26 protein-coding genes are annotated in these 25,425 nt (G+C 42.1%); 3 read left to right on the forward strand and 23 right to left on the reverse strand.

Annotated features, from left to right (window positions below; genetic code table 11):
* The first annotated feature begins 179 nt into the window (after nucleotides 1–179).
* Entirely contained in the window at nucleotides 180–1,277 is a 1,098-nt protein-coding gene (locus ABD772_RS07310) for an acyltransferase family protein (protein ID WP_345102305.1), read from the forward strand.
* Here ABD772_RS07310 and ABD772_RS07315 read toward each other — a convergent pair.
* From ABD772_RS07315 to ABD772_RS07370, 12 genes are all read right to left on the reverse strand, one after another.
* Nucleotides 1,244–1,630 carry a hypothetical protein gene (locus ABD772_RS07315; RefSeq protein ID WP_345102307.1) on the reverse strand — a complete coding sequence of 129 codons (387 nt, stop codon included), beginning with the start codon at nucleotides 1,628–1,630 and terminating at the stop codon, nucleotides 1,244–1,246. The genes ABD772_RS07310 and ABD772_RS07315 overlap by 34 nt on opposite strands.
* Nucleotides 1,630–2,349, reverse strand: a complete 720-nt coding sequence (locus tag ABD772_RS07320; RefSeq protein ID WP_345102309.1) for a hypothetical protein — start codon at nucleotides 2,347–2,349, stop codon at nucleotides 1,630–1,632. Before ABD772_RS07320 ends, ABD772_RS07315 begins: the two co-directional genes overlap by 1 nt.
* 236 nt (nucleotides 2,350–2,585) lie before the next feature.
* Complete coding sequence (locus ABD772_RS07325) at nucleotides 2,586–3,401, reverse strand: hypothetical protein (protein ID WP_345102311.1); 816 nt, start codon at nucleotides 3,399–3,401, stop codon at nucleotides 2,586–2,588.
* A 1-nt stretch (nucleotide 3,402) separates the two neighbouring features.
* Nucleotides 3,403–4,821 (reverse strand): hypothetical protein, encoded by a 1,419-nt coding sequence (locus ABD772_RS07330; RefSeq protein ID WP_345102313.1) that lies wholly within the window; start codon nucleotides 4,819–4,821, stop codon nucleotides 3,403–3,405.
* Nucleotides 4,821–5,438, reverse strand: a complete 618-nt coding sequence (locus ABD772_RS07335; RefSeq protein ID WP_345102315.1) for a DUF6712 family protein — start codon at nucleotides 5,436–5,438, stop codon at nucleotides 4,821–4,823. Before ABD772_RS07335 ends, ABD772_RS07330 begins: the two co-directional genes overlap by 1 nt.
* A 6-nt stretch (nucleotides 5,439–5,444) precedes the next feature.
* Nucleotides 5,445–6,743, reverse strand: coding sequence for a hypothetical protein (locus ABD772_RS07340; RefSeq protein ID WP_345102318.1), 1,299 nt, complete (start codon nucleotides 6,741–6,743; stop codon nucleotides 5,445–5,447).
* Nucleotides 6,740–6,937, reverse strand: coding sequence for a hypothetical protein (locus ABD772_RS07345; protein ID WP_345102320.1), 198 nt, complete (start codon nucleotides 6,935–6,937; stop codon nucleotides 6,740–6,742). The genes ABD772_RS07340 and ABD772_RS07345 overlap by 4 nt, the downstream gene beginning before the upstream one ends.
* Nucleotides 6,938–7,030: 93 nt before the next feature.
* Entirely contained in the window at nucleotides 7,031–7,615 is a 585-nt protein-coding gene (locus tag ABD772_RS07350; RefSeq protein WP_345102322.1) for a hypothetical protein, read from the reverse strand.
* 38 nt (nucleotides 7,616–7,653) lie between these two features.
* Complete coding sequence (locus tag ABD772_RS07355; RefSeq protein ID WP_345102324.1) at nucleotides 7,654–8,862, reverse strand: hypothetical protein; 1,209 nt, start codon at nucleotides 8,860–8,862, stop codon at nucleotides 7,654–7,656.
* Between the two features lie 120 nt (nucleotides 8,863–8,982).
* The gene (locus ABD772_RS07360) at nucleotides 8,983–10,152 is read right to left on the reverse strand and encodes a head maturation protease, ClpP-related (protein ID WP_345102326.1); all 1,170 of its coding nucleotides are present in this window, start codon (nucleotides 10,150–10,152) and stop codon (nucleotides 8,983–8,985) included.
* 445 nt (nucleotides 10,153–10,597) lie between these two features.
* The gene (locus ABD772_RS07365) at nucleotides 10,598–10,894 is read right to left on the reverse strand and encodes a hypothetical protein (RefSeq protein ID WP_345102328.1); all 297 of its coding nucleotides are present in this window, start codon (nucleotides 10,892–10,894) and stop codon (nucleotides 10,598–10,600) included.
* Nucleotides 10,895–11,008: 114 nt separating this feature from the next.
* Nucleotides 11,009–13,354: a hypothetical protein gene (locus ABD772_RS07370; RefSeq protein ID WP_345102330.1), complete on the reverse strand. Its 2,346-nt coding sequence runs from the start codon at nucleotides 13,352–13,354 to the stop codon at nucleotides 11,009–11,011.
* Nucleotides 13,355–13,397: 43 nt separating this feature from the next.
* Between ABD772_RS07370 and ABD772_RS07375 the strand changes: the two genes are divergently transcribed.
* On the forward strand, nucleotides 13,398–13,589 hold the full coding sequence (locus ABD772_RS07375; protein WP_345102332.1) for a hypothetical protein: 192 nt from the start codon (nucleotides 13,398–13,400) through the stop codon (nucleotides 13,587–13,589).
* 15 nt (nucleotides 13,590–13,604) lie between these two features.
* Here the strand turns inward: ABD772_RS07375 and ABD772_RS07380 are convergent, their stop codons facing one another.
* The 11 genes from ABD772_RS07380 to ABD772_RS07430 all read right to left on the reverse strand — a co-directional run bounded on the left by ABD772_RS07380 (nucleotide 13,605) and on the right by ABD772_RS07430 (nucleotide 24,689).
* On the reverse strand, nucleotides 13,605–15,608 hold the full coding sequence (locus tag ABD772_RS07380; RefSeq protein WP_345102334.1) for a hypothetical protein: 2,004 nt from the start codon (nucleotides 15,606–15,608) through the stop codon (nucleotides 13,605–13,607).
* Between the two features lie 82 nt (nucleotides 15,609–15,690).
* A complete protein-coding gene (locus ABD772_RS07385; protein WP_345102336.1) occupies nucleotides 15,691–16,299 on the reverse strand; it encodes a hypothetical protein in 609 nt (202 codons plus the stop codon).
* A gap of 87 nt (nucleotides 16,300–16,386) precedes the next feature.
* Nucleotides 16,387–17,277, reverse strand: coding sequence for a hypothetical protein (locus ABD772_RS07390; RefSeq protein ID WP_345102339.1), 891 nt, complete (start codon nucleotides 17,275–17,277; stop codon nucleotides 16,387–16,389).
* Nucleotides 17,261–17,440 carry a hypothetical protein gene (locus tag ABD772_RS07395; protein ID WP_345102341.1) on the reverse strand — a complete coding sequence of 60 codons (180 nt, stop codon included), beginning with the start codon at nucleotides 17,438–17,440 and terminating at the stop codon, nucleotides 17,261–17,263. The genes ABD772_RS07390 and ABD772_RS07395 overlap by 17 nt, the downstream gene beginning before the upstream one ends.
* Before the next feature lie 73 nt (nucleotides 17,441–17,513).
* Nucleotides 17,514–19,568 carry a hypothetical protein gene (locus ABD772_RS07400; protein WP_345102343.1) on the reverse strand — a complete coding sequence of 685 codons (2,055 nt, stop codon included), beginning with the start codon at nucleotides 19,566–19,568 and terminating at the stop codon, nucleotides 17,514–17,516.
* 5 nt (nucleotides 19,569–19,573) lie between these two features.
* Entirely contained in the window at nucleotides 19,574–21,679 is a 2,106-nt protein-coding gene (locus ABD772_RS07405; protein WP_345102345.1) for a hypothetical protein, read from the reverse strand.
* 37 nt (nucleotides 21,680–21,716) lie between these two features.
* Nucleotides 21,717–22,166 (reverse strand): hypothetical protein, encoded by a 450-nt coding sequence (locus ABD772_RS07410; RefSeq protein ID WP_345102347.1) that lies wholly within the window; start codon nucleotides 22,164–22,166, stop codon nucleotides 21,717–21,719.
* Nucleotides 22,167–22,193: 27 nt separating this feature from the next.
* Entirely contained in the window at nucleotides 22,194–22,394 is a 201-nt protein-coding gene (locus ABD772_RS07415) for a hypothetical protein (protein ID WP_345102349.1), read from the reverse strand.
* A complete protein-coding gene (locus tag ABD772_RS07420) occupies nucleotides 22,337–23,038 on the reverse strand; it encodes a hypothetical protein (protein ID WP_345102352.1) in 702 nt (233 codons plus the stop codon). The genes ABD772_RS07415 and ABD772_RS07420 overlap by 58 nt, the downstream gene beginning before the upstream one ends.
* Nucleotides 23,035–24,261, reverse strand: a complete 1,227-nt coding sequence (locus ABD772_RS07425; RefSeq protein ID WP_345102353.1) for a PBSX family phage terminase large subunit — start codon at nucleotides 24,259–24,261, stop codon at nucleotides 23,035–23,037. The genes ABD772_RS07420 and ABD772_RS07425 overlap by 4 nt, the downstream gene beginning before the upstream one ends.
* Nucleotides 24,262–24,284: 23 nt before the next feature.
* On the reverse strand, nucleotides 24,285–24,689 hold the full coding sequence (locus ABD772_RS07430) for a terminase small subunit (RefSeq protein ID WP_345102355.1): 405 nt from the start codon (nucleotides 24,687–24,689) through the stop codon (nucleotides 24,285–24,287).
* Nucleotides 24,690–24,865: 176 nt separating this feature from the next.
* On the opposite strand from ABD772_RS07430, the gene ABD772_RS07435 reads away from it, so the two are divergent.
* Nucleotides 24,866–25,423 carry a hypothetical protein gene (locus ABD772_RS07435; protein WP_345102356.1) on the forward strand — a complete coding sequence of 186 codons (558 nt, stop codon included), beginning with the start codon at nucleotides 24,866–24,868 and terminating at the stop codon, nucleotides 25,421–25,423.
* Nucleotides 25,424–25,425 lie beyond the last annotated feature (2 nt).

A 25,425-nucleotide genomic window follows, 5' to 3' on the forward strand; every position in this document is an offset into this window, starting at 1 on the left:
CTTATAGATAATACGACTAAAGTTGTCCGACATACATATTAGTGAGAAATGGTGAAAGCAGGATCAATCATCTAATTGTCGGTATTTCGCAATGGTCAACAGCAACTACATTATATGGACTCACATTATAAATTAGTGGCAGATATTTTAAAGTATTTAAATGTATATTTAGCACTTTGATGACTGCTCATAAAATAAAATCATTACAGGCGTTACGTGCTTTCGCGGTAATTTTTGTTATATTTATACATAGCTTTTCCAATAATTCGGGATTATTATATAATTTTTATTATTTGCGGCAGTGGGGGGCAATAGGTGTAGATCTATTCTTTGTGATTAGCGGCTTTATAATGACTGTAAACTTGTCAACTAAAGAAAAACACACTAATCCTCATATTTTTATGTTAAAAAGAGCAATCAGAATTTTGCCAATGTACTGGATTGTTTCTTTTTTTATCATATTGGTCTCCTTAAAAAACAAAACCCTTATCACTCCCGTTTTTATTAAATCAATCCTGTTATTTCCTTTCTTTGATCGGAAGGAAATAATATTTGCTGTTATCCCACAGGCTTGGACTCTTTCTTATGAACTGTTTTTTTATATATTGATATATTTTACCTTATTGCTCAATATTAAAAGGCCATTACTTATTGTTTTTGTAGGATTAACAGTAGCTTCAATAGTTGGAGGTTTTATTACTTCAGAACTATCAATATTCCGGCTTTTTACATCGGCTCTATTATTGGAATTCGCGTTTGGCATAATTGCCGCAACCATTTATCTGAAATGTAAAAAGGAAGATAAAATAAGCGTTTTAAAGCCGACTTCGGTTTGTTTACTTTTTATCGGTATCTTAACAATCCTTTATACAGTGTTTGTAAATTGTGGAGACATTTACTTGGCTGAAAATGTAACTTCAAATAATATAATCGCACTTAAACGGGTGATAATTTGGGGAATTCCTTGCGCCATATTTGTACTTGGAGTAGTTTTATCTGAGTATGAATTTAAATATAAAACGCCTGGTTTTCTTATAGAAATAGGCGATGCCTCTTATTCCTGTTATCTAGTTCATTATTTTATAGTACAACGAATTAACACACATTTTAGAGTTTACATCTCTTATGCGCCAGACTTGAGTTTGATAATGATTATCTTAATTATATTATTTTTAAGCTTATTTGTATATAAATACATCGAAAAAAGGATTACCGATATTTTGCGTTTAAAGCTTCAAAATAGCTATAATCTCAGCTCGGTAATCGCAAATGAATAAAAAGGATAATCAATCAACTCAACAGCAAATCCAAGTATTTTTGTTGTTTCTGGTATAATCTTTTCAGCTTCTGTAAGTACGAATTCAATATTAAAGCCCCAAATTTCTGTCAATTTCTCGGATATTGATACGGCAGTTGAATTCGCTTCATATTCAACGCCGGCACCTAAAAACTCTAACACTTCATTGACATCATTTATACCCGCTCCGGTGTAAGAAAACGTATTAACACCAGTTATTCCTCTAAAATATTGACCAATTGTGTAAGTTGCAGAATTGTAAATCACCGATGCGTCTACAACATAATAAAGCTTGTCCGATTCTATCTCGCCGGATACAATTGCATAATTCATTATGGTTTTAAATTATTTACTCTTAGGATGTATCTGATTTGAATAAATTTAGCATTGATTGGAAACTCTTTTATTCCCAATCCGCCACGATCATAGGTGGGATCGCCGTTGCCGCATACGATTGGACCTGTGCGACTATTTCCAACGTTGTTACTTGTTGGTTTAATGCCGGGTTCATAGTGCTGAAATTCTTCTGTTGAAAAGGCTAACATCGCATTCCCTATACCTGAAATAGTGTTATTGTCAATTGCTTTAAATATTGCCCCTTCGCTATAAGTGATGTCGTCATATTCTATTGTCCCTGACATTACGTAATAGTAATAACCTGTTGTGAGTGTATCGCCATTGTTCATAACAGTTCCGCCATCGGTAAACCTTGCCATTATAGTATGACGCTGCGGAGCTTCTACAATCTCTCTAATAATGCCATTTGTGACTGTAGTAAATGTAGTTGCAGCCGCTACTATAGTGCCTCTTTCACCAGGCTGATACACCGAGCCATTATAGGTGATGGCCCCGGCTTCTACAATAAAGGGTATACCTGCTGGCACGGTGTCGCCAGCCGTGTATGTAGTAGTTGAGAGGTCGGCGATGCTGTCTATATACTGACCGTTTCGGTCAGCATTAAATCCGAACGATGGCAAATTCGCTATTTCACGTCCAAGCAAATTGACTATAGGCTTAGTATCGACCTGCGCGTCTAGTGTTGGATTGGTCAAAGTTAAACTGTCATCGCCAAACGAACAATTTACTGCACTCGAGAATTCAAAACCCCCAGAAGCTTCAAGAGCCCTAACTTTTATAGATTGACCTACTGAATGAGCCCCAATATAGGTGCCGAAATACGATAAATTTTTTGCTGGACTATTAAACGCCAAAGAAAAGTCGCCAATTGTTACGTTATTAAATAAAGGATCTCCTATAGTACAATTCAACAACGGAGCCGCATTAATAACTATACTTGCAGAAGCCGAGCATCAATTAGAGCAGTCCTGAGAACTGCGATGTCAGAATAGTAAATATAACCAGCTGGAACAGATGGATAGACTGCGCCTGGCGTGCCGATACCATTGGATACTTTAAAGTTACATTGGTAAAACATACAATATTGAAAATTTGCTAATGCAGCTAAATTATCGACTGTTATATTGCATCTATGAAAAATGCATGACCTGACAAATCCGTTAGTAATATTGGAAACTGCGATCTGATTGCAATTATAAAAAGTGTTATTATTTTGACCGTTAGTTATACTGGCTGTAAAATTTATACTTAATGTAGAATTTCTAAATATATTTCTAATTGAGCCATTAACCATTCCTCCAATATTTATTCCAGGTGCCGCTCCATCAGTTGTACAATCTACATAAAGAGCTTCAGCAATTTTATTAGAACCACTTCCCTTAAATTTTATATTATAGAAAGCTATATTCACCCCATTGCTCTGGTTTGTCCAATTGGGCTGGTAGGAAAAGTCAAAAGTGACGTCACCGTCGGCCACAAAATTTATTTGATTTACATTGGCTGTTAAAAACTCTCTATAAGTGCCGGAACCAATAACAATATAACCATTACCATTAAACATAACTGAACGTGCCTTGTCAATAGTTCGCCATGGATATTTACGACTTCCGTTACCAGTTATATCATTTCCAAAAAGTGCTACATATGCAGCATTATTTGGTTTGACATCGTCAGCACTATTTGCAATATTAATATTATAAATATTACTTACTCCGGGCCTATATGCCCAATTAAAAGTTGCACTCATATTAGTTGTCTTTACAGGTCAGAATTATATTACAGCTTGCGTTAGTTAAGTCTGAATAGTTATAAGTTATAAATACCCTGTCACCAGCAGAATAGGCAAAAGGAAAGGTTTGGGTGCCGGTCGGGTAAATTCCTGCTGCTCCGACTTTGAGTTTGGCATTTGTTGCGCCAGAAATTGTAATAGCAGTTACGTTACCTGGATTGCGCATCAAAATAGAAACCTCATTTAAGGAAACGGGCGCTATCTGGTAAAAAACATTTTTCTTTTCATCCAGAATAAGACCAATTGTCTTTAATGCTGTCATTGCCCGTTGATCGTCGGTTCGGGCTAAGGCTTCAGCAATAGTGGCTAACTCGACTAAGCCAGGCGTAATTTCAGTAGCGTCCGGCGTTATATCGCCCGAGCTTAATATCCAGGCGTTATCGTCGGTGTCCCATATATACATTTTGGAATTAGTACCGATACCTGTATCAACAAAAGCATAGTCGCCCGGATTAGCCGATGCGTTGGCTGTTGTCAATGCTGATGCAGAAGTATATTTGCCTTTAAAGTGCTCAGACAAATTAGCCAACTTATTTTTTTCCGAGCTACTGTAATTTTCCTGGCTTAGCCCATATCCTGTAAGTTTATCAACTTTCCCATCCAAAGCCACACTCAGCCCACTATTGTCGCCTGGTTCGCCCGAAAGACCAGCAAATGAAATATCTATTGTACCCCATTCACTGTCGTAATCTGCGTTGCTTGCTTTAAATAGTGCCTGGCCAGCAGTACCGCCAGCTGCGATCCCCGGGGGTATCAAAGAGACACCTTCACCCCAATCATCAACAGTTTTCGGGCCGAACAGTGTATAGTTACTGGTGTTTATGTAAAAATCTCCGTTGACCCCATTGATCGAGTTTGATGGATTGCTATTACCATTCAAAACACTGAAGCCGTTTGTTCCGTTTGTGCCATTAATACCGGCTGTGCCTTGAGGACCTTGCGGGCCGCTTTGCATTGAAAATACCTGGTTCCAGGCTCCGGCTGTTTTTTTATAAAAAATACCGGTGCCCGTATTAATATATGTGTCGTTATTGTTGCCTATTGATGCTCCCGGCACTCCCAGGCCATACAAAACAGTGCTATCGGTTTGTGTATTATTAGAAGGTAGCGTATAAACTACTGACCATATACTCGATGTTTTTTGGGCAAAAGAACCGGTTGTTGTGTTGATAAACAGGTCGCCGTTTTTGCCCGACGTATTCTGTGGTAGCACAATGCCGAATGAAATATTTGCCCCCACGGTCAGGTTGCTGCCTAAAAATTGCAGCAGGGTTGAAAAAGCAAATTTATAATCGGTGCCCCCACTTATTAGTACCGAAACATCGGCTTGATTAATGGTTGTTGCTTCGGTTAGTTCGCTTATTTTTTTGTCTGACATTATAGTTCTGTTAGAGGTAAATAAGTAGTTTGATTATAACTGCCGCCGGGATAGTTAAAGTTTGTTTTGTCAACACCCCGGATGCGCGGACCCGGCTGACGGGCATTTTTATTCTTGCTGCTAAATCGCCACAACGGAAAATCTGCCCGATGATCCCAAAGAAACTTTTCAACCTCGTTAGCATGAGCGTTGGCCACGCTGCGTTGTTGTTGTACCAGTTTGGCAATGTATTGAGGCATCGATGATTGGCTATTATCGAGAGTTTTAATAACCGGACCGCTTGATGTATATCTGATAGCGTCTGCCTCAATAAATCGTGAAAAAGCAAAATAGAGCAGGGTAGGGATCAGGCCTTCATAAAGCACAATGTGCCCATGTTTGTCCAGATATTCGCTGCCGTTCAGCAAATCTTTATAGGCCTGTGGTGCATCGTCTTTGATTGTTCCGTCATCATTAAAGTGTTTAATAAAGTCGTAGTACAAAGCATATCCTAAAAAGGGTTTTAAATCAAGATCCTGTGCTTTGTTGACGAAAACTTTAAGACGTTCAGGTTTAATGTTTACAGAAATATCTTCGTATCGCTGAAATGTAGTTTGATCAATTAAAATTGGATTCATGTTGAGTTAGTTTGAAATTTCAGCCGATACCATTTCTTCGGCCTCCGGCTTTTTAAAGCCATAGGCATAAGTAAGTATAGCTATCTTGTTGGTCGCTGGTAGATCAGACAATAGTAATTGATTAATGCTTGCGCCCGCCCGTACGCCGGCATTATCATCCGCAACAGTAGTTGGGACAGGCACAATATTCCAGTTGCCCGAAGAATTTATATCGACATGAAATCTGTCAAAAATCTCAGCAAAAACTTCAGCAAGTTCCGAGCGATCGGCGGCAGTGTTATCGTTAAACTCACGTATTGCTTCTTTCTTCTCGCTGCCATTGCTCAACCCCGAGGTTTTTTCGGTATTAATCAACTCTTTTGGCACCGAAAAGCCTTTAATGATACGCGCTTCTACAGATCGCTCTGTAGTTTCAAAAAGCTTGTCGTTGTTTTGAATGGTATAGGGCTTAAACTCTGGTTTCTGGCTTTCGTCCTCATATTCTATGACGATAATTTTTTGTGCGCTTTTAGCACCTTGAAATTCGCCCAGGTCTTTTTCTAATTGCGATGGTTGGTTAGTAAAAGTTTGTTCGGCCTCATCTGGTCGGCTGTTGTCTGCTTCCTCGCGGCGCGATTGCATAAACAACATTGTTGAAGGTAGGAAACCGGTGGTAACTTCGCGGTTATTGAAAACCTTGATGCCAGCTTCAGTCTCAAAATCTTCCCAAACACTATCGGCTTCTATTAGCGGGTAATCATCAATTTCAGGATTAAAATAATAAAGCTGACCCTTGTAGTTTTCCCATCCGCCTGCGGCATCTACTTGTTGTTGAACGGCTTCCGGATCGGGATTGTATTTATCAAGGAAGATAATCTTGCTGCGCATGATATTCTTCCAGGTCTTGCGCCCCCAATCGTTATACAGCGCAAATTTTCCGATTGTATCCGGGCTGTCTGTGTCACCCATCCTGATGTCTTCAAACTTTACATAGTTTACCGACGATATCTTGTAATTGGCATTATAATTTACGTGAATGCCGAAGCCGGTAAATAACGCTTTGTCGGTAGCAGCGGCTTTTAGCAGCTTGGCAATTGTCAGACCTTTAGAGTTGACGAGCTGTTTGCCCAGATCTTTTTCTTCGAATCCGTTCCCGGCAATAAATTTGGCGCGTTTGTTCCAACAATCTTTTGCAGTCGGCGAGCCAGCTACCAGTTCCAGCATACGCTGCGGATAGGCGTTATCCAGGTCATAGTTAAGTATGCCAAAAGTTTGATTAGGGCGTACCAGTATCCTGCGTTCAATTTGTGGTAAGTAGGTTTTCATTTGCCCTCCCCGGTTTTGTTTTGTTTGGTGCTTGATCGGTTCGGCAATTGTACAAACAACGATTTTATATGTGGATACCGCTTAATGTACCAGGCTGCTTCCTTATCCGTCAGGCTATCATTGTCGTGTACCGCGGCCGACCCCGGTGCAAACTGATGTTTACCCGGTTTAAGTATATATTTCTTTTTATTCATTAAGATCATGGTTAATGGTTCATGTAAGGTTCACGGTTGTGGCCCATTGGTCAACTAGCCATTAAATCAATGAACCATCAACCATGAATAGATTTAGACGGCCAACGCCTCGATAGCTGCAAGCGTGCTTGCGTACGTAGCTGTGCCGGATTCAGGCCCAATTGACACCGCCCTTGGTGGGTAAGGTTCTTTTAATTTATCCGGATTGGTTAGTTTCAATTTGTAGCCACCTTCAACGGTCTCGTCAGCTGCGTTGCGTTCGGCATCGGTTAAAATCAGACCATTAATGGCGCCAAATAACTCGACTGCCGAATCGCTCGACTTATAATTATTAATAACTATAGCGCGAACACGACCATATCCCATGGCCATTAGTTGGGTTTTAACATCGACAGATAACCCGGCAATGTTAAAATCGATCTCTTCGGTATAACGTGGGCCAACTTGTGTTTTAGCCAGTTTTGACGTCGCATTAAAACTGTTGTTAGTGCCTTCAAATTTGTAAACCTTGGCGGATGTAACGGCAGTAAGTCCGGTTACAATTAAAGGGTTGGTAATATCATAAGTTAACGTGATATCATCTTCATTGAAAATGTAAATCACATCTTCAATACCCGATGTAACCGGCGCACCGGTGCTTAGGCTGAAGCCCGCATTTATTTTATTGTAAATTGACATAATAAATAATTAGTGAATTATTGAATGGGTGAATGAATTTAGGCTGACAGGTAAAATAGCTCGTTGGCAAATTTGAAGTTAACCGCTGCTTTCATACGTGCTTTCATGCGTACCACATCATCGTTAGTATATGGTTTCATATACACGGTTGACAATTCTGAGGCATCGCCCAGTAAATCAACTCCGAGGAACAGATTTGATGAACGGGCGCCCAGAATGGTATTAGCCTGCCAGTGATTCATTAATTGTAACGGAACTCCCAGGTAGTCCATTTTTTTATTGTCGGTAAACGCATTGAGTACATTAACAGCTTTGTTAGCCTGTGCTTGTGCATAAGCATAGCCAACATGTAATGGTATCTGCAAATTAAAGTCATCCTGGCTTCTGTCAGCCGGGTCAAGCTGGGCATATACGCCGGTCAGTACATCTAATACGTTGCTGGCATTGATGTAGCTTGCTGTTGCTGCCGATGCTGAGTCTGAGAAAGTTGCCGGTTTCCGGGTATTGATCTCGTTATAATTGCGCACCAATTTAAAGGTAGTAGCGCTGGTAACCTGGATAAAGTAAGATTGGCCCTGAACGTCGATACCGCTGCCACCATTGGTAGTGTCTTTAATCGTTCCGGTCACCCCGGTAATGGATACTACATCGCCGTCTGATAAGGTTGCGGTACTTGAAACGGTTACTACGCCGCTGGCATTGATAGCCGAAGCCGGCATTGACGTGGCGGGTTTGCTTAAGCCGACTTTGTAAACACCGCTCGCTGCCGCAATAGAGGGTAATAAACCATTAAAGCCAGCGGTAAAAGAAGCTTCTTTAGTGGCCGATTTTCCCAACCAGTAAAGGCGTTCATTAGCGATCTGAATTTTGGTAAGGTAACGTTGAACCATAAAGTCTGACAGGTCAACCACGCCTTCATAATCCATAAAGGCACCGGGTTTCAAGCTTTGAGCCTCCCAGGCTTGGGCTAGTTTGTCCCATTGCTCCTGTTTCATGAATTCGTAAACTACCGGGTCAAGATAGCTTTCGGTTTGTTGCGCAGTGGTGCCCTGGTCGTTGAACATACCTGACGGGTCTTGCAATACCACATCGTCATCAACATCAAGGATGATCTTGCGCGACTTTACGTCATTTATGACCGTTAGCAGTCCACGCTTTACCGAGTCGGCTTCAAGCAGCGTGCTGGCCATAAATCCTGCCAGCGCTTCGCCGGCATAAGTGTTGTTTGTGAATGTAAATTGAGCCATTTGTTTTTATTTGTCTGTTTTGGGGAAGTTAGTTTAGGTTGATTGAGTTGATTAAGTGAGTAATTGATTTGGTTAATTGCATCGAGTAGTTAACCCCCAATCAATTATCCATTTAATCAACTATTTAGCTACCGCACGCTTTACAGCATTTTGAGCCAGCGTGCTTTGAGGAGCAAAGAAAGGCGTAGTTTCAGTTTTAGCTTTGTTGCTGCGTTTTGATCCTTCGGGAGCGAAGGTTGATTTAATTTCATTCCGTACCTGCTCATTAGTTTTTTGCAGACGCTCATTTGCGGTAACTAATGCTTCACGAGCTTCGCTTAATAGTTGATTTTGCGCATGCAGCTTAGCTTTGATTTCCTTGATACGATTTTGACTATCGCCTGCTTTCAGCTTATCTTCCGGTAGGTCAACATCTTCTTCGTCATCGGTCGGTGGTGTTACCGTTTCTGCACAGCCGCTTTTAACCACAATTTGTTTGCCTTCGGCAGTAGTGTAAGTGTCAGCAGGGGCGGGGATAGTCATGTCTTCATCCTGGTAAACTTCGGTGCCTTCGCTTAGTTCGCCCGCATGATGCAGGGTGCCCTTGTCCGTAATGGTTTGTTTGTTAACGGCCTTCTTAAAGAAGTTCATGATCTTATCCAGCACCGACGTGGTTTTTTCGATAAGGTCTCTGTTTTCGTTGTTCATGTTACTGTTTTTGTTTAAGATTTTATTGATATAGCGTTGATAAAATACAGGTGCGGTATTGGTGTAATTTTTAATGATGGCGCTGTTGACGATATCTGCAGCATAATCCTCTATCTCATCAATAAAACCCAGGTCGAGCGCCTGATCGGCAGATAACCAGGTGACGGCATTAATCAAACTATTAACCGTAACACCGTCTAACCCGGTCTTATCCATGTAGATCTGCGCCAGGCGCGATTGCACTACATTCAGCATCTGCACGTCCTTCAGCAGCTCGTCGGCATTGCCGCCGCTGCCCACCATTGGTTTATGGATCATGAGCAGGGCGTATTTACTCATGATAACTTTTTTGCCGCCCATGGCCACTACAGAGGCAGCGCTGGCAGCCAGCGCATCGACGTACGTGGTTACATTGCCGGTGTACTTTTTCAGTAAGTCATAGATGGCTATGGCGTCAAAAGCGCTGCCACCTACCGAGCTAATGTGAACGTCTACATCCTGGCCGGCCGCCGCTTCAAGCTGCTGATGCAGGTAGGTTGATGATAAGGTGCCCGACCCAATACAGTCGGTTTCGGTGTCGTATAAATAGATCTTGTAACTCATTTTTAGATGTGAGATTTGAGATATGAGAATTGAGATGGTTTTCGCCGGTCAGGTTTTCCGGCTTGAGGATATACAAATATCCGGGTTATTTCTGGTTACGGTGGTGACAGTGATTTGTCACCATCTAAATTTGTCATTGCGAGGAACGAAGCAATCGCGAGGTTGCTATGATCGAAAAGTTCGCTATTTCTGAGCTATTCCTGTAATGACATGTTCGAGTAATCGAACTATACAAATATCGGGACTCTTTCTTTTGCTGATGGTGACAGTAGGTTGTCAGTACTCATATTTATTATCACTTCCCGGCCATTTTACTCCCCGACACGTCATTGCGAGCCTAGCGTGGCAATCTCTACACGATAGTTACATTACGCTATTTGATTTGCGAGTAGAGATTGCTTCGTCGTACCTCCTCGCAATGACGGACTATTTCAGTTAATGTAATCTATGCTGATTGGCATATATCAAAGGTCGAAAAATTATCTGACACCGGTGCTGACACTACATTGTCAGCATCATCAAAACTATTGAGCGCCCGCCAGATGGTACGCTCGTCTTTATCAAATTTTACCTCGGCTTCCAGCACCGCCTGACGCTTGGTGACGCCGCGCGTTTTCATTTGCGCCTGTACCCACAAATAGATCTCACGGTATACAAATACCTTAGCCGTGATAAAGCCGGCTTTATACAATTCAGAAAATATGCCTTCGTCAAACAAGGCGTTTACGGTTTTAATGTTCATAGGTGGATGAGTGAGTAGGTGAATGGTGAGTAGGAGAGTGGTGAGTAGGTCGTTAGTCAGTATATACATACATACATACTTACCCATTAACAATTCACCACTCCTGTTCATCACTCACAAATTAACCCTGTTAATAGTCTGCGCCAATATACTTTGCTGGGTGTTAATATCCTTCACATCCACATACACGGGCGGGAAGTTGTTGATCATCTGGTAAGCTATGGTATTGGCCAGGTCTTTCTGGTCGTTCATCGGTTGGTTGTAGTAGCGGTTAGAGTTGCCGCCATCGGTAAAGATCCCGCCAATGGCATAGCCGCGCTGCGGATTAGCCATCGAGAAGTCCCGACCGCCATAAGCCACATTAATGGCGCTTACCAGGTTACGCGCCCAGGGGTCGCGCATAGCTTCTGAAACCACCACTGCCTCGCCCGAACGCAGGTAGGCGTTCATATTATCAGTACGACTATAACCCGGCAGCAAGGCACCCCGCCCGTCCGATTGGTAATGGACACCACCCTTAGCGTATTGCGGCGCTTTCTGCGCGGTAATGGTAGCCACCTGTATGGCTGTCTCGGCAATAATACCGGGGATAACAAAGGGAGCCAGTATACCGCTTTGCGAAGTAACTTTGGTAATAGCCAATGCCCCGTTAATCACCGCCTGTAACAGCGATGCCCGCTGCTCAGCTTTAAAAGCTTTGGTTTTTTCCCCGGCTTCTTTTTTGGTGTACTTATCCTCAATGGCCTTTTTCTGCGCACCGGTCAGGCTGCTGTTATTCAGCTCAGAGGCCTTTTGCGTTTCCAGCTGTTTGAGCTTAGCCTCGCTTTGCGATTTGATGCTGTTTTGCAGGATAGAGAAAGCCGCATTGGAAACTTCCTGGGTGGTTTGGAGTTCGAAGTCTTTACGCTCCTGCGCAAATTTCTTGTCGGCTTCGGCAATTTCCTGCGCATAGCGCATTCTGATCACTGCGGTGTCTTTGCCCGCCTCGTTAGCTTTTTGTATTTCGAAGTTATATTTATCTTCAATCAGTTGCTTTTCGGCGGCCAGTTTTTGAGCAGGCAATATGGCTTTATTCTCGGCGTCCTGGTCTTCGCCTATTTTTTGCGCCTCTACCAATTCTTTTTGGTACTGTAGGATCTCGGCACTGCTATCGTGATTAAAGGCACCAATGTTTTTCCGCATATCGGCCATAAACTTTTCCTGAACCTGCTTGCTTAGCTCATTATGATCTTCCTGCGAAATTAGTTGCGCATCCAGCTGTTTATCAAAGTTTGCCTGTTCAATTTCATATTGCTTTTTGGTGGTTTCAATCCGCTGCGCAAAATGTTCGGCTTGTGCTTGTATGGCTTTTTGGGGTTTGGAGGTTGATGAACCTTCATCAGAACTAATGTGATAGGTAGTTGGATTACTTATACCCAAAGTTTTCGCACCATACTTTTTTGTGTTATCATTGATAGTTTTTGCCAAAGCTTGGTTTTGGCGATTAAGTAAAGATGTATCAGTATATAAATCATCAATTAATTTTTGTGTAGCGTCCCGCTGCTTCTCAAGATTAGATCGCTGACCTACAAGAGCTTGAGTATCTGTATCAACGTTGTAAATACCAGGCACACCGGTAAAACCATGAACAAGCGAATGTTCAGCTTTTTTAGCCGCCGTTAATTGTTTGTTATATTCAGCTAATTGGGCCTTAAGTTTAGTTATGTTGTTATCATTGCCTAACGACCGCTCCTGGTTTTTAACCATAACGTTTTCTGCGGCTCGTGCTCTTGAGTTTGCAAGAATGGATTCGGTAAGATTATTATAACTATAGGCGGCCTCATTATTCAACATTTTTTCCGTGGTCATTTTATCAAAATAACCAGGATATTGAGCTTGTAGTTGGCTAAGTATTTTTTGGCGTTCATTATCGCTGATATTCTTGTCTTTGGTGGCGTTATATAGTAGCTTTAAATGCACCAGCTCCTGTTGCGCATTTTGTGTGCCTTTTAATCGGGCATCGTTTACAGCGTCGACAACAATTTTGGTGTCTTTTAATGTTTTGTTTAAAGCTGAAAGAGAGGTTTCTCCTTTTGATAATTCGCCTATCCATTTTATAATTTCTGGTAAAAACGCTATAATTACTGAAAGCCCTCCTGTCAGAGCTGCTTCAAACGATAATGTTCCGGCTTTTGCTAGTTCGAAACCTTTTTTTAATCCATCGATAATATACGTGAGAGCAGAATATGTTTCTTTGACTTTAATTATTGAATCTGCTGTAGAATTGTTTTGTGTCTGTAATTCTTTTACAGTGTCATTAAGCTTGTTAATATCGCCATCAAGTTTACTGATTGGATTCGACAAGTTACTAATCGAATCTCTTAAACCATCGAAAGCTGTACTATATTTATCTAGCTGCTGCTGACCAGCAGCATTGATTTCTACTTCTATAGAAACGTTATTTTTAGTGGGATTTGCCATTTTATTTTTAATATTGAGTAGTTGCAATTATTTAATTAAAATCATGAAAACTTTAAAATCGAAGACTTTTTTGGATGATACTTTATTGACCGCTTTTGTATCAAAAAACAACATAGATAGAGAAGATATATTAAATATCACCAGTGTAGGAACTGCCGGTTGGATAAATCACACCCTTTTTTATTATACAGAGGTTAATCCTGACGAAGAAAAGAAAAAAGGCTTTTGGGGATAATGCTGTTGGTCTAAGTTACGCTGCCGCTAAACGCGCCCAGGGGTCGCGCATAGCTTCTGAAACCACCACTGCCTCACCCGAGCGCAGGTAGGCGTTCATATTATCAGTACGGCTATAGCCCGGCAGCAAGGCACCCCGACCGTCCGACTGGTAATGGACACCGCCCTTAGCATATTGCGGTGCCTTCTGCGCGGCAATGGTGGCTACCTGTATGGCTGTCTCGGCAATAATACCGGGGATAACAAAGGGCGCCAGTATACCGCTTTGCGAAGTAGCTTTAGTAATAGCCAATGCCCCGTTAATCACCGCCTGTAACAGCGATGCCCGCTGCTCGGCTTTAAAGGCTTTGGTTTTTTCCCCGGCTTCTTTTTTGGTGTACTTATCCTCAATGGCCTTTTTTTGAGTAGCGGTGAGGCTGCTGTTATTCAGTTCCGAAGCTTTTTGCGCCTCCAACTGTTTGATCTTAGCCTCGCTTTGCGATTTGATGCTGTTTTGCAGGATAGAGAAAGCTGCATTGGAAACTTCCTGGGTGGTTTGGAGTTCGAAGTCTTTAAGTTCTTGATTATGCTTTTTTCGATCTTCTTCTAATTTAGTTAAGGTTTTACGCTCTTGATTTACTACCTGCCCCTGGAGTTGTATAATACCGGCTAACTCTGTTTCGTGATAGTTGAGGATGGTACCGCCAATACCTTTGCGATATTTTTCTTTCAGTTGCTGGCTTTTGACATTGAATTCTGTTTCCGCAATCAGCTTTTTGTCTAATTGGTCTTTTAGTGCATCGTATTCAATATCGTATTGCTGTTGTTGCTGCTCAAAGTTTTTTGCAAAATCAGTTGACTTTATTTCAAGTTGTTGTATAGGCTCGAATTTAGTTTTTGCTTGTTTATTATCTTTATGAGTTTTAGGTATATTGATATCAACATTATAATTCGATAATATTTTATTAATCTTTGAAATACTCCTTTTAATTGAACTGGCTTTTTGGTCAAAATTTTTAGCGGTAGCATCTAACTTGGCTAATTGAACTTCTTTTTTTGCTAATTCGGTTTCCCAATATTGCTTGTCATGAGCTTGATTTAATATTTGTTTGGGTTTGTATTTTTGAAGTTGATCGGCAAGTTCAGCGTCCAATATTTGTAATTGCTTTAATATGGATTTGTCTTTGTTTGCTAATTCTGTAAAGCGATTTTCGGCTGCTACCTTTTCGTCAACCCCACCACTTATGGGTATGCCGTTTTCGGTATAAGGCATTCCCTTACCGGTTCTAATTTTAGTGCCATTGTAATAATCATCCCTGTCTTTTCTTGCTTTGTCATAATCAGGCTTTAATTCCAAACGCTGTTTAATGTATTCAGCCCTTTTTGATTGTATAGCTTCTTCCATAGCTTTTCTATTTAATGAAGCTATGTAATCGTCGAGAAGTTCTTTTCCTTCCTTAGTTTTTGAATTTTCAAGTGTCAGATTTTTTAAATATTCGGGCGATAAACTGTTAAGTTTTTTGATCGCTTCTATTCTGTTTTCTTTGGATAGCTTTTCATCATTAGCAACATTTACCAACATTTGAACTTTTGCTAACTCGACAGATATATTATCAATATAGGATTCCATGACTGCTTTGTAGTCTTTAAGCGCTTGAGCAGCTTCTTTAGCTTTATCAGACTGAAACATTTGACCCAAAAAGTCTAAAATTTGAGGGCCATATGTTGTAATTAGTGTGAATGTACCGGCTAAAATGCCTTCCCAACCGCCCAACCCTTCTGCGGCTAATTTGATAATTTTTCCAAACTTCTCAAACGTATCGTAAAGATTTATTAACCCTGCTTTAATCTTAGTGCCCCAGGTCACTGTTTTCTGATTTTGCTCGTTATATGACGCTTGGATTTTGTTTAAACTACTTACTGAATTGTTTAATCCATCAATTGAGCTACGTAAGTCGTCGAAAGCGGTGTTGACTTGAGAAATTTTCCGCAAGCCATCGGCATTGACATTCACGTCAATGTTAAAATTTTGATTTGACATATTGATATTTTTTGTATGCTAAATGGCATAATTGTTGGTATGTTTTATCTTGAAATGTTTATTAGGCAACATAAAATCTTGTCTACATTTTTATGTCCTTATTAGACACGTCGAATGGTATAATATATAATGTACTATCTGCCCAAGTATAATTAATTGGTAAGGTATAGTTATTTATTTCATAATTAGCCAAAACAAGCGGGTTAGGCTTTATTGCAAAAAAAATGGTATTTACGGTGGTGTTTTTATGATTACCATCTATCGCAGCAATGGCTAAATAATTTGCCTTTATATAAGTACCCAAATAAGTTGAGTGCTGTATTTTCATTTTTTCTTTTAAAAGATACTTATCACAGCGTACAAGTATTGGTTTGCCATTTGAATTAATATGTCTTTTATCGATGTGTAAATTGGGCTCTGTAAACTGATCCATGAGCTTTAATTCATCAAGTGTCAGCGGTCGCATAAGTCGGAACAATGCTAAAGCGCCGAACTGTGTCTGATTCATACAATTTACAGAGGCATAGACCCTGTCGCCAGAACTAAAGTGATCGAATTTGAACAGCCAATAATAACCAGTATAAGCCAGGTTTTTAACAGAGTGGTTAAATGAAGCTATGTAACCTATGCAACAGATGCTTGCTATAACAATTATACTAACTTTAAACTTTTTTGATATAGGCTTATTCATGACGTTTAGATTTACTAATTATTTTAGTAAAAATACAAAAGTTAAGTTGAAAATACAAATATATTTTGTACCAGTAAATACTTGTAGCTATGCTGCGAGCAAAAGTGCCCAGGGATCGCGCATAGCTTCTGAAACCACCACCGCCTCGCCCGAGCGCAGGTAGGCGTTCATATTATCAGTGCGACTATAACCCGGCAGCAAGGCGCCCCGCCCGTCCGACTGGTAATGGACACCACCCTTAGCATATTGCGGCGCTTTCTGCGCGGCAATGGTGGCTACCTGTATGGCCGTCTCGGCAATAATACCGGGGATAACAAAGGGAGCCAGTATCCCGCTTTGCGAAGTAACTTTGGTAATAGCCAAGGCCCCGTTAATCACCGCCTGCAACAGCGAGGCCCGCTGCTCAGCTTTAAAGGCTTTGGTTTTTTCCCCGGCTTCTTTTTTGGTGTACTTATCCTCAATGGCCTTTTTTTGAGTAGCGGTGAGGCTGCTGTTATTCAGTTCTGATGCCTTCTGCGTTTCCAGCTGTTTGAGCTTAGCCTCGCTTTGCGATTTGATGCTGTTTTGCAGGATAGAGAATGCTGCATTGGAAACTTCCTGGGTGGTTTGGAGTTCGAAGTCTTTGCGCTCCTGGGCAAACCTTTTGTCGGCATCGGCCATTTCTTTTTGGTAACGCTCCCTGATCTCGGTAGTGTCTTTTCCGGCCTCGGCAGCTTTTTGAATTTCGAAGGTGTATTTGTCGTCGATCAGTTTTTTTTCGGCAGCCAGTTTTTGGGCGGGTAGTATAGCTTTATCGACATCGTGCTGATCTTTATTTAGCGTATCATTTTGTTTTTGCGCATCTACCAGATCTTTTTGATGTTGCAGGGTGTCGGCAAGGTCTTTATCCCTGAACAGTTTTGCCTGCTCTGCTATGCCTGAATGATATTTTTGCTGGAGTGCTTCCCAGCTTTTAAAATATTCATCCTGACTCATCATTTTTTTGCATCATTGTACTTTCAAATGCGTTATCAAACAACTTAACCAATGCTAATTCATCTTTTGTCCGGTTATCTGTTTGGCTGATAGATGTTGATTGATCACAACTTTGAAATAATGCAATAAGCAATAGAATATAAATAAAAGAAAAAGAATTTTTCATCGCGATAAGGTTTGCTAATTTATTTAGTAAAAGTAATTTCTAAATTTGGAAAATCTAAATTTATTTTAATAAATCATCCCAACTTCACCAACTCCACTTTCACCGGCTGCCCCTTACGCCAGCTGTCAATTTTATTAATGTAATAATAGGCGCTGTCCTGCTCCAGGTAAACGGGTACCAGCAGGTCAAGCTCCAGTATATCGCGCGGGGTGAGTAAAAAGTAACGCAGCGCCTTTTTGGTTTGCTGTAATATTTTTTCGAGTTCGGGATAGTATTTGCTACGCAGCCCGGTTAGTGTTGCGTTGTGTCCGGCCGCAGGCATATCGCCAAAGCAAAGGCTGTAGGGCCCGTCTGGCTTATAAAAATAAGGCGTGCTGATCACGTCGTTTACCACTACCTGCTTGCTTCCGTCAGTAAAGGTTACTTTTTTGCCAAGGCTGTTAATGCTGAGTTTCTGGTCAACTAAAATACGCGGCGATACGCCAATGCTAAAGTCGTCGCCGTTGTCGGCATCTATCATTTTTATCTGGGCAATAGTGCCGCCAACATAAGGGCGGTTAAGGGTGGGGGCAAACTGGCTTTCAAGCAGGTCGGCATTGGCTGGCAGGGTGGCGTCTTTTACCTTGATCACATCATCGGCAAAACCTGTCGGCAGCACGGCATCGTCAGTTTTATATTTCATATTGTTGGCTTGGGCGTATCCACCTAATTGAAAGCCGATGCCTTTACCCTGATCAAGGCATTTGGCCGTCCAGTTTTTAGCTTTGGGGATATTATTGATGATGTCCTTAAACGAGTTGAACGATATGGTTTTGGTAGCATTATCCGTCTGACAAATAATCCCGAACCGCTGAAAAACGTCCTTCAATAAATCCTTTTGCGAAATATCCGGGAATATGCGCTCGCACTGTACCTGCTGGGTATACTTAACCACATTGTTTTGTGCCTTTACGGTAAAGGTGGCGCCTGCCGGAACAGAAAAATAAGAAGGATTATCGCCCTTCCACGTATAATTAACTTCCACACTTTGGCCTTCGGCCAGTTCCAATTCGCACGACAGCGTTTGTTTGGCAATGTTGACGTAGCCGGTAATGCTGCCGCCGCTGGTGCCATTATCGCGCACCCATTGGCCCATGTCCCAGTTAAAATCTAATGCGGCGGCCTCAACGGTAGGCTGGCCGGTTGTGTATACGTTGATAGCCACATGCAGGTAAGTAGGATGGTTGCCCGTAATGCGCCCGCGTAATACAACTTTTGGGAAATAAGCGGTTACCTGGTAGTCGCCGCGCTGTGCTGCTGTGAAAATGCCGTTAGCTAACTGATTGGAAGGATCAGAAACAGGGCTAAAAACAAATAATCCGGAAGGGTTATTATTATTAGGGTGATTGAGGGCGATCTCGCTGCCATTTGTAGCCGTACAGCTCAAAATATCCGGCTGATTCTGGTAATCGCTGCCATGCTCAAAATTGCCATTGCTAAACTGGGCAATCAGTTTCGGATACAGTGGATCGCTCAGTAACGACCCCGTAGCCTTATAACCCGCGCTCTTTACCAAAATATCCACTGCCGATTTAATAAAGAATCCCGGACGCAGCGTGGTAACATTGATAGCCTGGTTAATATCTTCGGTAAAGTTACCGTAGTCAACCACCGGGTATATCCAGCCATCAGTATATTTTTGCGAGGCTGCAACGTTGTCTATGGTCCAGGCATGGTCATAATCCTTCCAAAGCGCGCTATACCATACACTTGTGTTATCGCCCATCTCATAAAGCTGGCCGTCAATAGCGTCAAAAAAATCGACATTGCCCGATAGTATGGTCACGTTAGCCGTATTTTGGTCGATGCTGTTTAATTCGCATATGCCATAGGGGATAATTTCCAACCCGTCTTGCACCAATTTAGCCTGGTACTTTTGGTAGGGCTTATCTGTGCAAAAGGCAATGTCATCCGGAAAACCCAATATGCGGCGGTTATTCTGCGTAAGCGGTAGCTTAAACTGGTTTGACGTATTGCCCTGCTGATTTTGTACCTCGGCCAGGTTGTTGATCTGGAAGGTCAGTGCAATGGGGCTGTCGTCGGTCAGATCTACCAGCTGGTCGTCTACGTACAATTGTAAATCATTCATGAGCTTTATTGGGTTTGTATGTTGATGCCAGGTAAATTGAAAGTCACGCTGAAGGGTGCTTGTCCGTTCAAGGTTTCATACTCGCTGAAAGTAGCGGTGTTAAGCACAACGGTTTGCCATTTAACCGGATTCTTGCTAACCAGCATCTGCACCTTAGGCGAATATTTGATGGATTGCAAACCTTTGATATCTGCCACCGACAGATCCTCGGCCATAACCTTCATTTTTTGCCCTGCTGATTTACTGATCACCTCTTCAATACCTTGCTGATTCTCCCAGTCGGTTACGTAACTTTTAATGATCGTAGCATTCTGCACATCCAGCGTAAGTTCCTGATTATAAACAAAGCGATAATAGTTCCACGATCCCGAAAGGCCTATCCAACGCAGGTAAACAGATTGCTCATCAACCGCATCGTCAATGCGTATAGTCTGGGTTTGAGTAACAGTATGAATGGCCGAGCCATCACTATATTTCAGGGTGACGTTAAAGTATCGGGCCTCGGCGGGGAAGTCATTGTCTACTAATAACCGATTTAAACCCAATTTCTGTGGCAGAGCGGTATTCACGGGGTTTTGCCTGGATATCAATAAACTGCCGCCATCCTGATTAAGCAACCATGAACCGTCCTCATTTACCAAATAATTACTTTGCGAGCCACCGGGTAATGGGTTTCTGTTGATGTCCAGTTTGGTCAGCTCACAATAAATATTTTGGCCGATGATACTTTCGCTGTAAATAAAACCAATATCAAACGGATAGCCATTTGAATAAGCAGGCTCGGCAAAATCAGTGATCCATTTTGCTGCAGGTTGCCCGTTGGCAAACGGTACATAAGCCGCCAGGTTACCGCCGTAACGCTCGCCTAATTGTTTGGCGGCATAAACTACATAGTAGGTGTCGGCGATATTGACCCAGTTAGAAGTATGCATGCCGTTTACATCGTTATTTGTTATAGGCGCGCTTGTACTTATATCCCATTGTTCGGCATAAGCAATCTGGTAACTGGCACTCAGGTTGGTGTCCCTGAAATTGTCCTGAGTGTAGTCGCTGTCGTCCCTTATAATCAATAACGATTGCAGGAAATTAGACAGGTCGGCCTTAATAAGTCCTGTGTTATCAGGCCGGTTGGTTGAAGTGATGGTTTTTGTAGCCCCGGTTTTAACATCCTGATAGGTTATTTTAGTTAGCAACCTGTAATATGGCCGTAGCTGGTTTATATTGGCAAAGCCAGTTGATGCCGTAGTTGTAAATGTTGTGGAAATAATAAATGAATTTCCGGTGGCAGTGAGCTTATTAAAATAGAAAGTTCCTTCATAAGGTCCGGCGTTGACGTAAATTTGATCGCCATCTTTCAAATTGCTTAAATTGGTGCTCACAGTGACACGGGGACAGTTGGAAGTCGAATCAAGCGTGACGCCGGCTACCTCAAAATCTCTGCGCTGGTAGGTAAACACTATTGGGTTAAAGGCAGCATTCCAACGGCTGACATTTCCATTTATAGTTACAGACGGATCTTTGGTCAGCAACCTGCCCAGCGCCGGTACTGTGACCGACATGCTGGCCACGCAACCAAACGAATTAGCGTCTTTAACCGTAACATTTTTTAAGCCGCTACTTAAGCCGGTAAATATATTTGACGATTGAAAGTTAACACCATCCAGACTGTAACTCAATGGCAGGTAACTCGATGTCGCTTTCACGGTTATTTGCCCATCGGCGGCTCCTGTAACAGATTCCGGACGATCAATATTAATACTGTTAATAACAAGGTCGCAGTTGTTTACCGGCGGCGGCGGGGTTGCCAAAGGTGTAATGGTAGCAAAGCCAAACGTTTTACGATAATAAAGCGCAAAAAAGCCCTCGCCTGTAGCATGTGCGCGTTCAATAACGCCATCAAATAATAAAACATGCTGCCCCATGGCCACAGCCTGGCCTTGCGTGATAGTGCCATTGTCGTTAATGCTGTAAGTTATGGTTGCGCTGCCCCCATCGGCAGGCTGGCCAAAATCATCGACGATATTTGCGTAGACCTGGGCCGTAGCTATTCTGTCGCTGCCGCTCATGAAGTACTCTTTGTCCGAAATCGAGATATTGCAATTTAATCCCATATTGTTTTGAGTTAAATAGTTGAATGAGTTATTAAGGTTATTGAAAGCTGTCGAAATACATGGTGGCCAGTGTAATGGTTAGACTGACACCGGTGGTATTTACGTCAAACTTGTTGTACACCGGCGTACATTTAGCTTTATCGCCGGCTTTGATCTTGAAATACCGGCCATCGCCCTCGCGATAAGCCGAGGCTTTGGCTATAAACTGGTTAGCCATAAATAAAGCCTGGCTTACATAAGTTTCGTTATCGGCGGTGTACTGATCAAAATCAGTTTTAAATAAAAAGTCAAGCGTAATGGCAAAAGTGTTGTCCACCGATCCGTTGATCTGCGGCGACAGGTTAATAGTTTGTGGCGGGTACAAGAATACACATGGGAAGCTGGCATCGTCAGCCAGTAAGTTAAGCTCATTGGCGGTGCCGTAGATAAATGCCGGGCTACCGGTCAGGCTTTGTACCACAGCTTCTATTTGATTGCGTATAGGCATGTTTTAATGATTATGGTTGGTTGATTGTCAGTGTTGAGCCTGCAACAGCTCTGAATATTTGCGCTGGTATTCAGCTTCGGTTTTATTAAGCAAGAGCTTGGTGAGCACCCTGTCGTAAGGCATGTTCAGTATCTCGCTCCACCTGGTAATATCGCCGCCGGCTAATGAGTTTATGGTGTTGATATATTTAAACTTTTCGAAAGCCTGTATGCCTGCTTTCTTTTCCATGGCTGTAGCAGGCGCTGCCAAAAGCCGGTTCTCGGCCTCGATGAGTGCAGATAGCTCATAAAAAAATGGCGCGCAATGGGCAGTGCCTCCGTTACCCCAAGTGTTTTAATGGTTTCGGCAAATGCTTCAGCTTTATATTCATCGTAGGTGTTACCCGTTGCCCGGCAATAAAAATATTGAGCTAATACCTGGCAACAGGCCCTTAGCGAGGGATTGAAGGTTTCCTGCCAGTCGTCTTCCCCATGCTTTTTGATATGATTGCTGATTTCTTCGGCAATAACATCACGCGAGGCCATATAGGCCCCTGCCGGTTCCATAGATAGGTTGCGTATAACCCCGACACTTACTTTTTTACCGTCGATATTGAAATGTATCCTATCGGGGATAGCTTCGCTGTTATAGAGGTATTTGATTTGGTTAGATAACGACAATATCGCTTCACCAAAAACATCAAACTCGCTGATGTCGACTACATTTTTTAATTCGGCAAGGGTTATGCCTGATAATATGCTGATGGCATCCAGGTCGCTTAAATGTTCAATGGCCTGCATCTGCATAAGTTGCCCCAGCTTTAACTCGGCTAAAGCCGACGGGATTTTGATGCTAAGTTTACCCGTCAGTGTTTTTACTTTTCTTTCTATCATGTCGTGAATAAATCTGTAAGGTTAGTAGGTGTGTATGTTTGCTTATATGGCATGCGCGATTTTGGTGCCGATGTCGTCTTTGTTTTTAGTTTGTTAAGCGCCACGTACCGCAGTGGATCAATCAAGTGGTTCCAGGTATCTACCGGTTCATTAAGCGGTTTGCCAGACCGGTCTATTTTCCATTTATAACGCCCCAGTTCTTTGTGCAGATTTACACTGCGGCGGGTAATGTTAATTTGATAGCGTTTTAAAATATCTATTGAATTGTTGACGCTGTCGGCCCCTTTTTTAGCAGGTGATATGAACCAGCCCATGCGTTTTAATTCTTCTATAGATTTAGGTTCGGCGCTGTCGGCAACAATCTCTGTATTTTTGCTTACGCCGTTGGCGGATAGCTTTACCGAAATATCTTTATTGGTTAGTTCTGTCTCATAAAACAATTCGTCTACCCACAACTCGCCATTTTGTAAATAAACCTGCAGGCAACCGGTCTGGTCATTTGAAAAGCCGAAATCTAATCCGGCAGCAACCAGCTTAGCATCTGCCGGAATACCGTCAACCAGAAACCAATTGGTAAAAATCAGGCCGCTTACACGGCCGGTGAGGCCGCGTGCATAAACCTTCCATCGCTCAATATCAGTTTCTTTTATGTTTTCGATTTTGGCTCCCGTCGCAGAGTCTAAAAAAGGATTGTGTCTATAGTCGGATATGATTAATTCGACACCGGGTTTACCAATCAATTGGTCATGAACCCAAAACTCAGCATTCGGGTTGTAGTCAATAAATACCCGTTTCCGTGTACGGAGGACCAGTTCTGTATAAATATTCCAATCAATACCGTTAGCCTCGTTAACAAAAAGGTAATCCCTCTTGCCCGACTTCGCGTCCTGGGCATTGGCATAGCTCTTAAATTCGATAATAGAATCATTGTAAAACTCAAATATCCGATCGGTTTTATTAAAGTTCCTGATCTGTTGTCTAAGCTGCACAGATCTATCAAACATATTCAAAGCATCGCGCAGGGCGCCGGCTTTTAAATTGGGTATGTCTTGACCGACGACCGTAATAACCTGTTTTTCGTTTTCGGCGGCCAGGCAAAACAGCACCTGTTCTATAGCATAGGTTTTGCCCGAACTGGTACCGCCCTGGTTAACTACTACCTGGGCCTGCGAAAAATAATTACGCCTGAACAACACTGATGCTTTGTAATCATTTGCACTCATAGTTTTCGTTGTTATATAGTGGCTTAAAGCACCACCTCTTTTTCGGCGGAAGCTGGCCGGGGGCCGGATTCAATTAGTTTAACAGTTAGCAATTTAGCTTTTCCTCCCACTTTTGAAGCTTTGAACTTGTCTGCCCAGCCCATGCTTTTTAAGGCAAACATGGCCCCGGTAGGGGCAGGATAGTGCAAGCGACTTTCATAATAGGCCATCACTCTGAACCGGGCACGCTGAATAAAGACTTTGTGATAGCCTATTTGCTCATATTCGTCAAATGCGTCTTTACTGGTAAACCCCAGATAAAGCGCTAAGCCGGTAACTGTAATGGGTTCAGCGGTATTATCTGTATCGTTTTTTGAACGTTCAAAATACTCGTCAATCAGTCTGTTTAATGACGCACGGTTGTTGAATTTATATTTTGTTCTTGCCATGATTTAAATCGGTTTAAGCGCGTATATTGTACTTTGTAACTTTTTTTTAATATTGTGGCTTTTAATTGCTGCTGGCACGGTTTTTAAAAGTTAAATTGTGTTAAATGCCTGGTAGCGCAACTATTTGTGCTTTATATTCGTATCCCGTTTGGTACTTCAAGCTTATTTAAGTGTGTATGAATGTTTTTAAAGCTGTTTTAATTGTTCTGTTTTTTTCGGCGGTAATCATATCCTGCCAAAAGGATGAACAATCTGTTGATGGCTCTTTAACCAGGTCGATCGTTAAAGCTGATACCAGTGATAATTCAGGAAATTTCTTTGCAGTAAAAGGAACACTAAGTATTACAGTGGACGATTCAACTTACACCTTCGATGCCGCTAAAGATTCTATAGCATTTATCAATGTCAATATAGATAGCAACAAATACTTCGGTTTAACAGCTATAAATAAAGCGCATACCATAAGCTTCGGGATCAGCTCCCCGGGTTTTGCCGGGCCTGAATTGGATAACACTATAGCTGGTGGTCAGTTGTTATTTAACGTCGACGGAAAACATATTAAACAGTTTGCAGTATCTACCAGTGTAGGCGATAATTTATCAAACGCTATTCATCTGGAGCGATACATGCAAGACAGCGTACTTACAAAGGGTACTTTTACTACACTGATGTCAAAAAAAGGCGACGATGCTACGCAAGTAGTAAGTGGCAGCTTTAACCTCCGACGTAAATAGGT

The organism is Mucilaginibacter panaciglaebae (assembly GCF_039539265.1).
Taxonomy (GTDB): Bacteria; Bacteroidota; Bacteroidia; order Sphingobacteriales; family Sphingobacteriaceae; genus Mucilaginibacter; species Mucilaginibacter panaciglaebae.

What these genes read in the sequence shown, in the direction of transcription:
- ABD772_RS07310 (WP_345102305.1), top strand. Translation starts at nt 180, where the DNA reads ATGACTGCTCATAAAATAAAATCATTACAGGCGTTACGTGCTTTCGCG.
- ABD772_RS07315 (WP_345102307.1), bottom strand. Translation starts at nt 1,630, where the DNA reads ATGAATTATGCAATTGTATCCGGCGAGATAGAATCGGACAAGCTTTAT.
- ABD772_RS07325 (WP_345102311.1), bottom strand. Translation starts at nt 3,401, where the DNA reads ATGAGTGCAACTTTTAATTGGGCATATAGGCCCGGAGTAAGTAATATT.
- ABD772_RS07330 (WP_345102313.1), bottom strand. Translation starts at nt 4,821, where the DNA reads ATGTCAGACAAAAAAATAAGCGAACTAACCGAAGCAACAACCATTAAT.
- ABD772_RS07335 (WP_345102315.1), bottom strand. Translation starts at nt 5,438, where the DNA reads ATGAATCCAATTTTAATTGATCAAACTACATTTCAGCGATACGAAGAT.
- ABD772_RS07340 (WP_345102318.1), bottom strand. Translation starts at nt 6,743, where the DNA reads ATGAAAACCTACTTACCACAAATTGAACGCAGGATACTGGTACGCCCT.
- ABD772_RS07345 (WP_345102320.1), bottom strand. Translation starts at nt 6,937, where the DNA reads ATGAATAAAAAGAAATATATACTTAAACCGGGTAAACATCAGTTTGCA.
- ABD772_RS07350 (WP_345102322.1), bottom strand. Translation starts at nt 7,615, where the DNA reads ATGTCAATTTACAATAAAATAAATGCGGGCTTCAGCCTAAGCACCGGT.
- ABD772_RS07355 (WP_345102324.1), bottom strand. Translation starts at nt 8,862, where the DNA reads ATGGCTCAATTTACATTCACAAACAACACTTATGCCGGCGAAGCGCTG.
- ABD772_RS07360 (WP_345102326.1), bottom strand. Translation starts at nt 10,152, where the DNA reads ATGAGTTACAAGATCTATTTATACGACACCGAAACCGACTGTATTGGG.
- ABD772_RS07365 (WP_345102328.1), bottom strand. Translation starts at nt 10,894, where the DNA reads ATGAACATTAAAACCGTAAACGCCTTGTTTGACGAAGGCATATTTTCT.
- ABD772_RS07370 (WP_345102330.1), bottom strand. Translation starts at nt 13,354, where the DNA reads ATGGCAAATCCCACTAAAAATAACGTTTCTATAGAAGTAGAAATCAAT.
- ABD772_RS07375 (WP_345102332.1), top strand. Translation starts at nt 13,398, where the DNA reads ATGAAAACTTTAAAATCGAAGACTTTTTTGGATGATACTTTATTGACC.
- ABD772_RS07380 (WP_345102334.1), bottom strand. Translation starts at nt 15,608, where the DNA reads ATGTCAAATCAAAATTTTAACATTGACGTGAATGTCAATGCCGATGGC.
- ABD772_RS07385 (WP_345102336.1), bottom strand. Translation starts at nt 16,299, where the DNA reads ATGAATAAGCCTATATCAAAAAAGTTTAAAGTTAGTATAATTGTTATA.
- ABD772_RS07390 (WP_345102339.1), bottom strand. Translation starts at nt 17,277, where the DNA reads ATGATGAGTCAGGATGAATATTTTAAAAGCTGGGAAGCACTCCAGCAA.
- ABD772_RS07395 (WP_345102341.1), bottom strand. Translation starts at nt 17,440, where the DNA reads ATGAAAAATTCTTTTTCTTTTATTTATATTCTATTGCTTATTGCATTA.
- ABD772_RS07400 (WP_345102343.1), bottom strand. Translation starts at nt 19,568, where the DNA reads ATGAATGATTTACAATTGTACGTAGACGACCAGCTGGTAGATCTGACC.
- ABD772_RS07405 (WP_345102345.1), bottom strand. Translation starts at nt 21,679, where the DNA reads ATGGGATTAAATTGCAATATCTCGATTTCGGACAAAGAGTACTTCATG.
- ABD772_RS07410 (WP_345102347.1), bottom strand. Translation starts at nt 22,166, where the DNA reads ATGCCTATACGCAATCAAATAGAAGCTGTGGTACAAAGCCTGACCGGT.
- ABD772_RS07415 (WP_345102349.1), bottom strand. Translation starts at nt 22,394, where the DNA reads ATGGAAAAGAAAGCAGGCATACAGGCTTTCGAAAAGTTTAAATATATC.
- ABD772_RS07420 (WP_345102352.1), bottom strand. Translation starts at nt 23,038, where the DNA reads ATGATAGAAAGAAAAGTAAAAACACTGACGGGTAAACTTAGCATCAAA.
- ABD772_RS07425 (WP_345102353.1), bottom strand. Translation starts at nt 24,261, where the DNA reads ATGAGTGCAAATGATTACAAAGCATCAGTGTTGTTCAGGCGTAATTAT.
- ABD772_RS07430 (WP_345102355.1), bottom strand. Translation starts at nt 24,689, where the DNA reads ATGGCAAGAACAAAATATAAATTCAACAACCGTGCGTCATTAAACAGA.
- ABD772_RS07435 (WP_345102356.1), top strand. Translation starts at nt 24,866, where the DNA reads ATGAATGTTTTTAAAGCTGTTTTAATTGTTCTGTTTTTTTCGGCGGTA.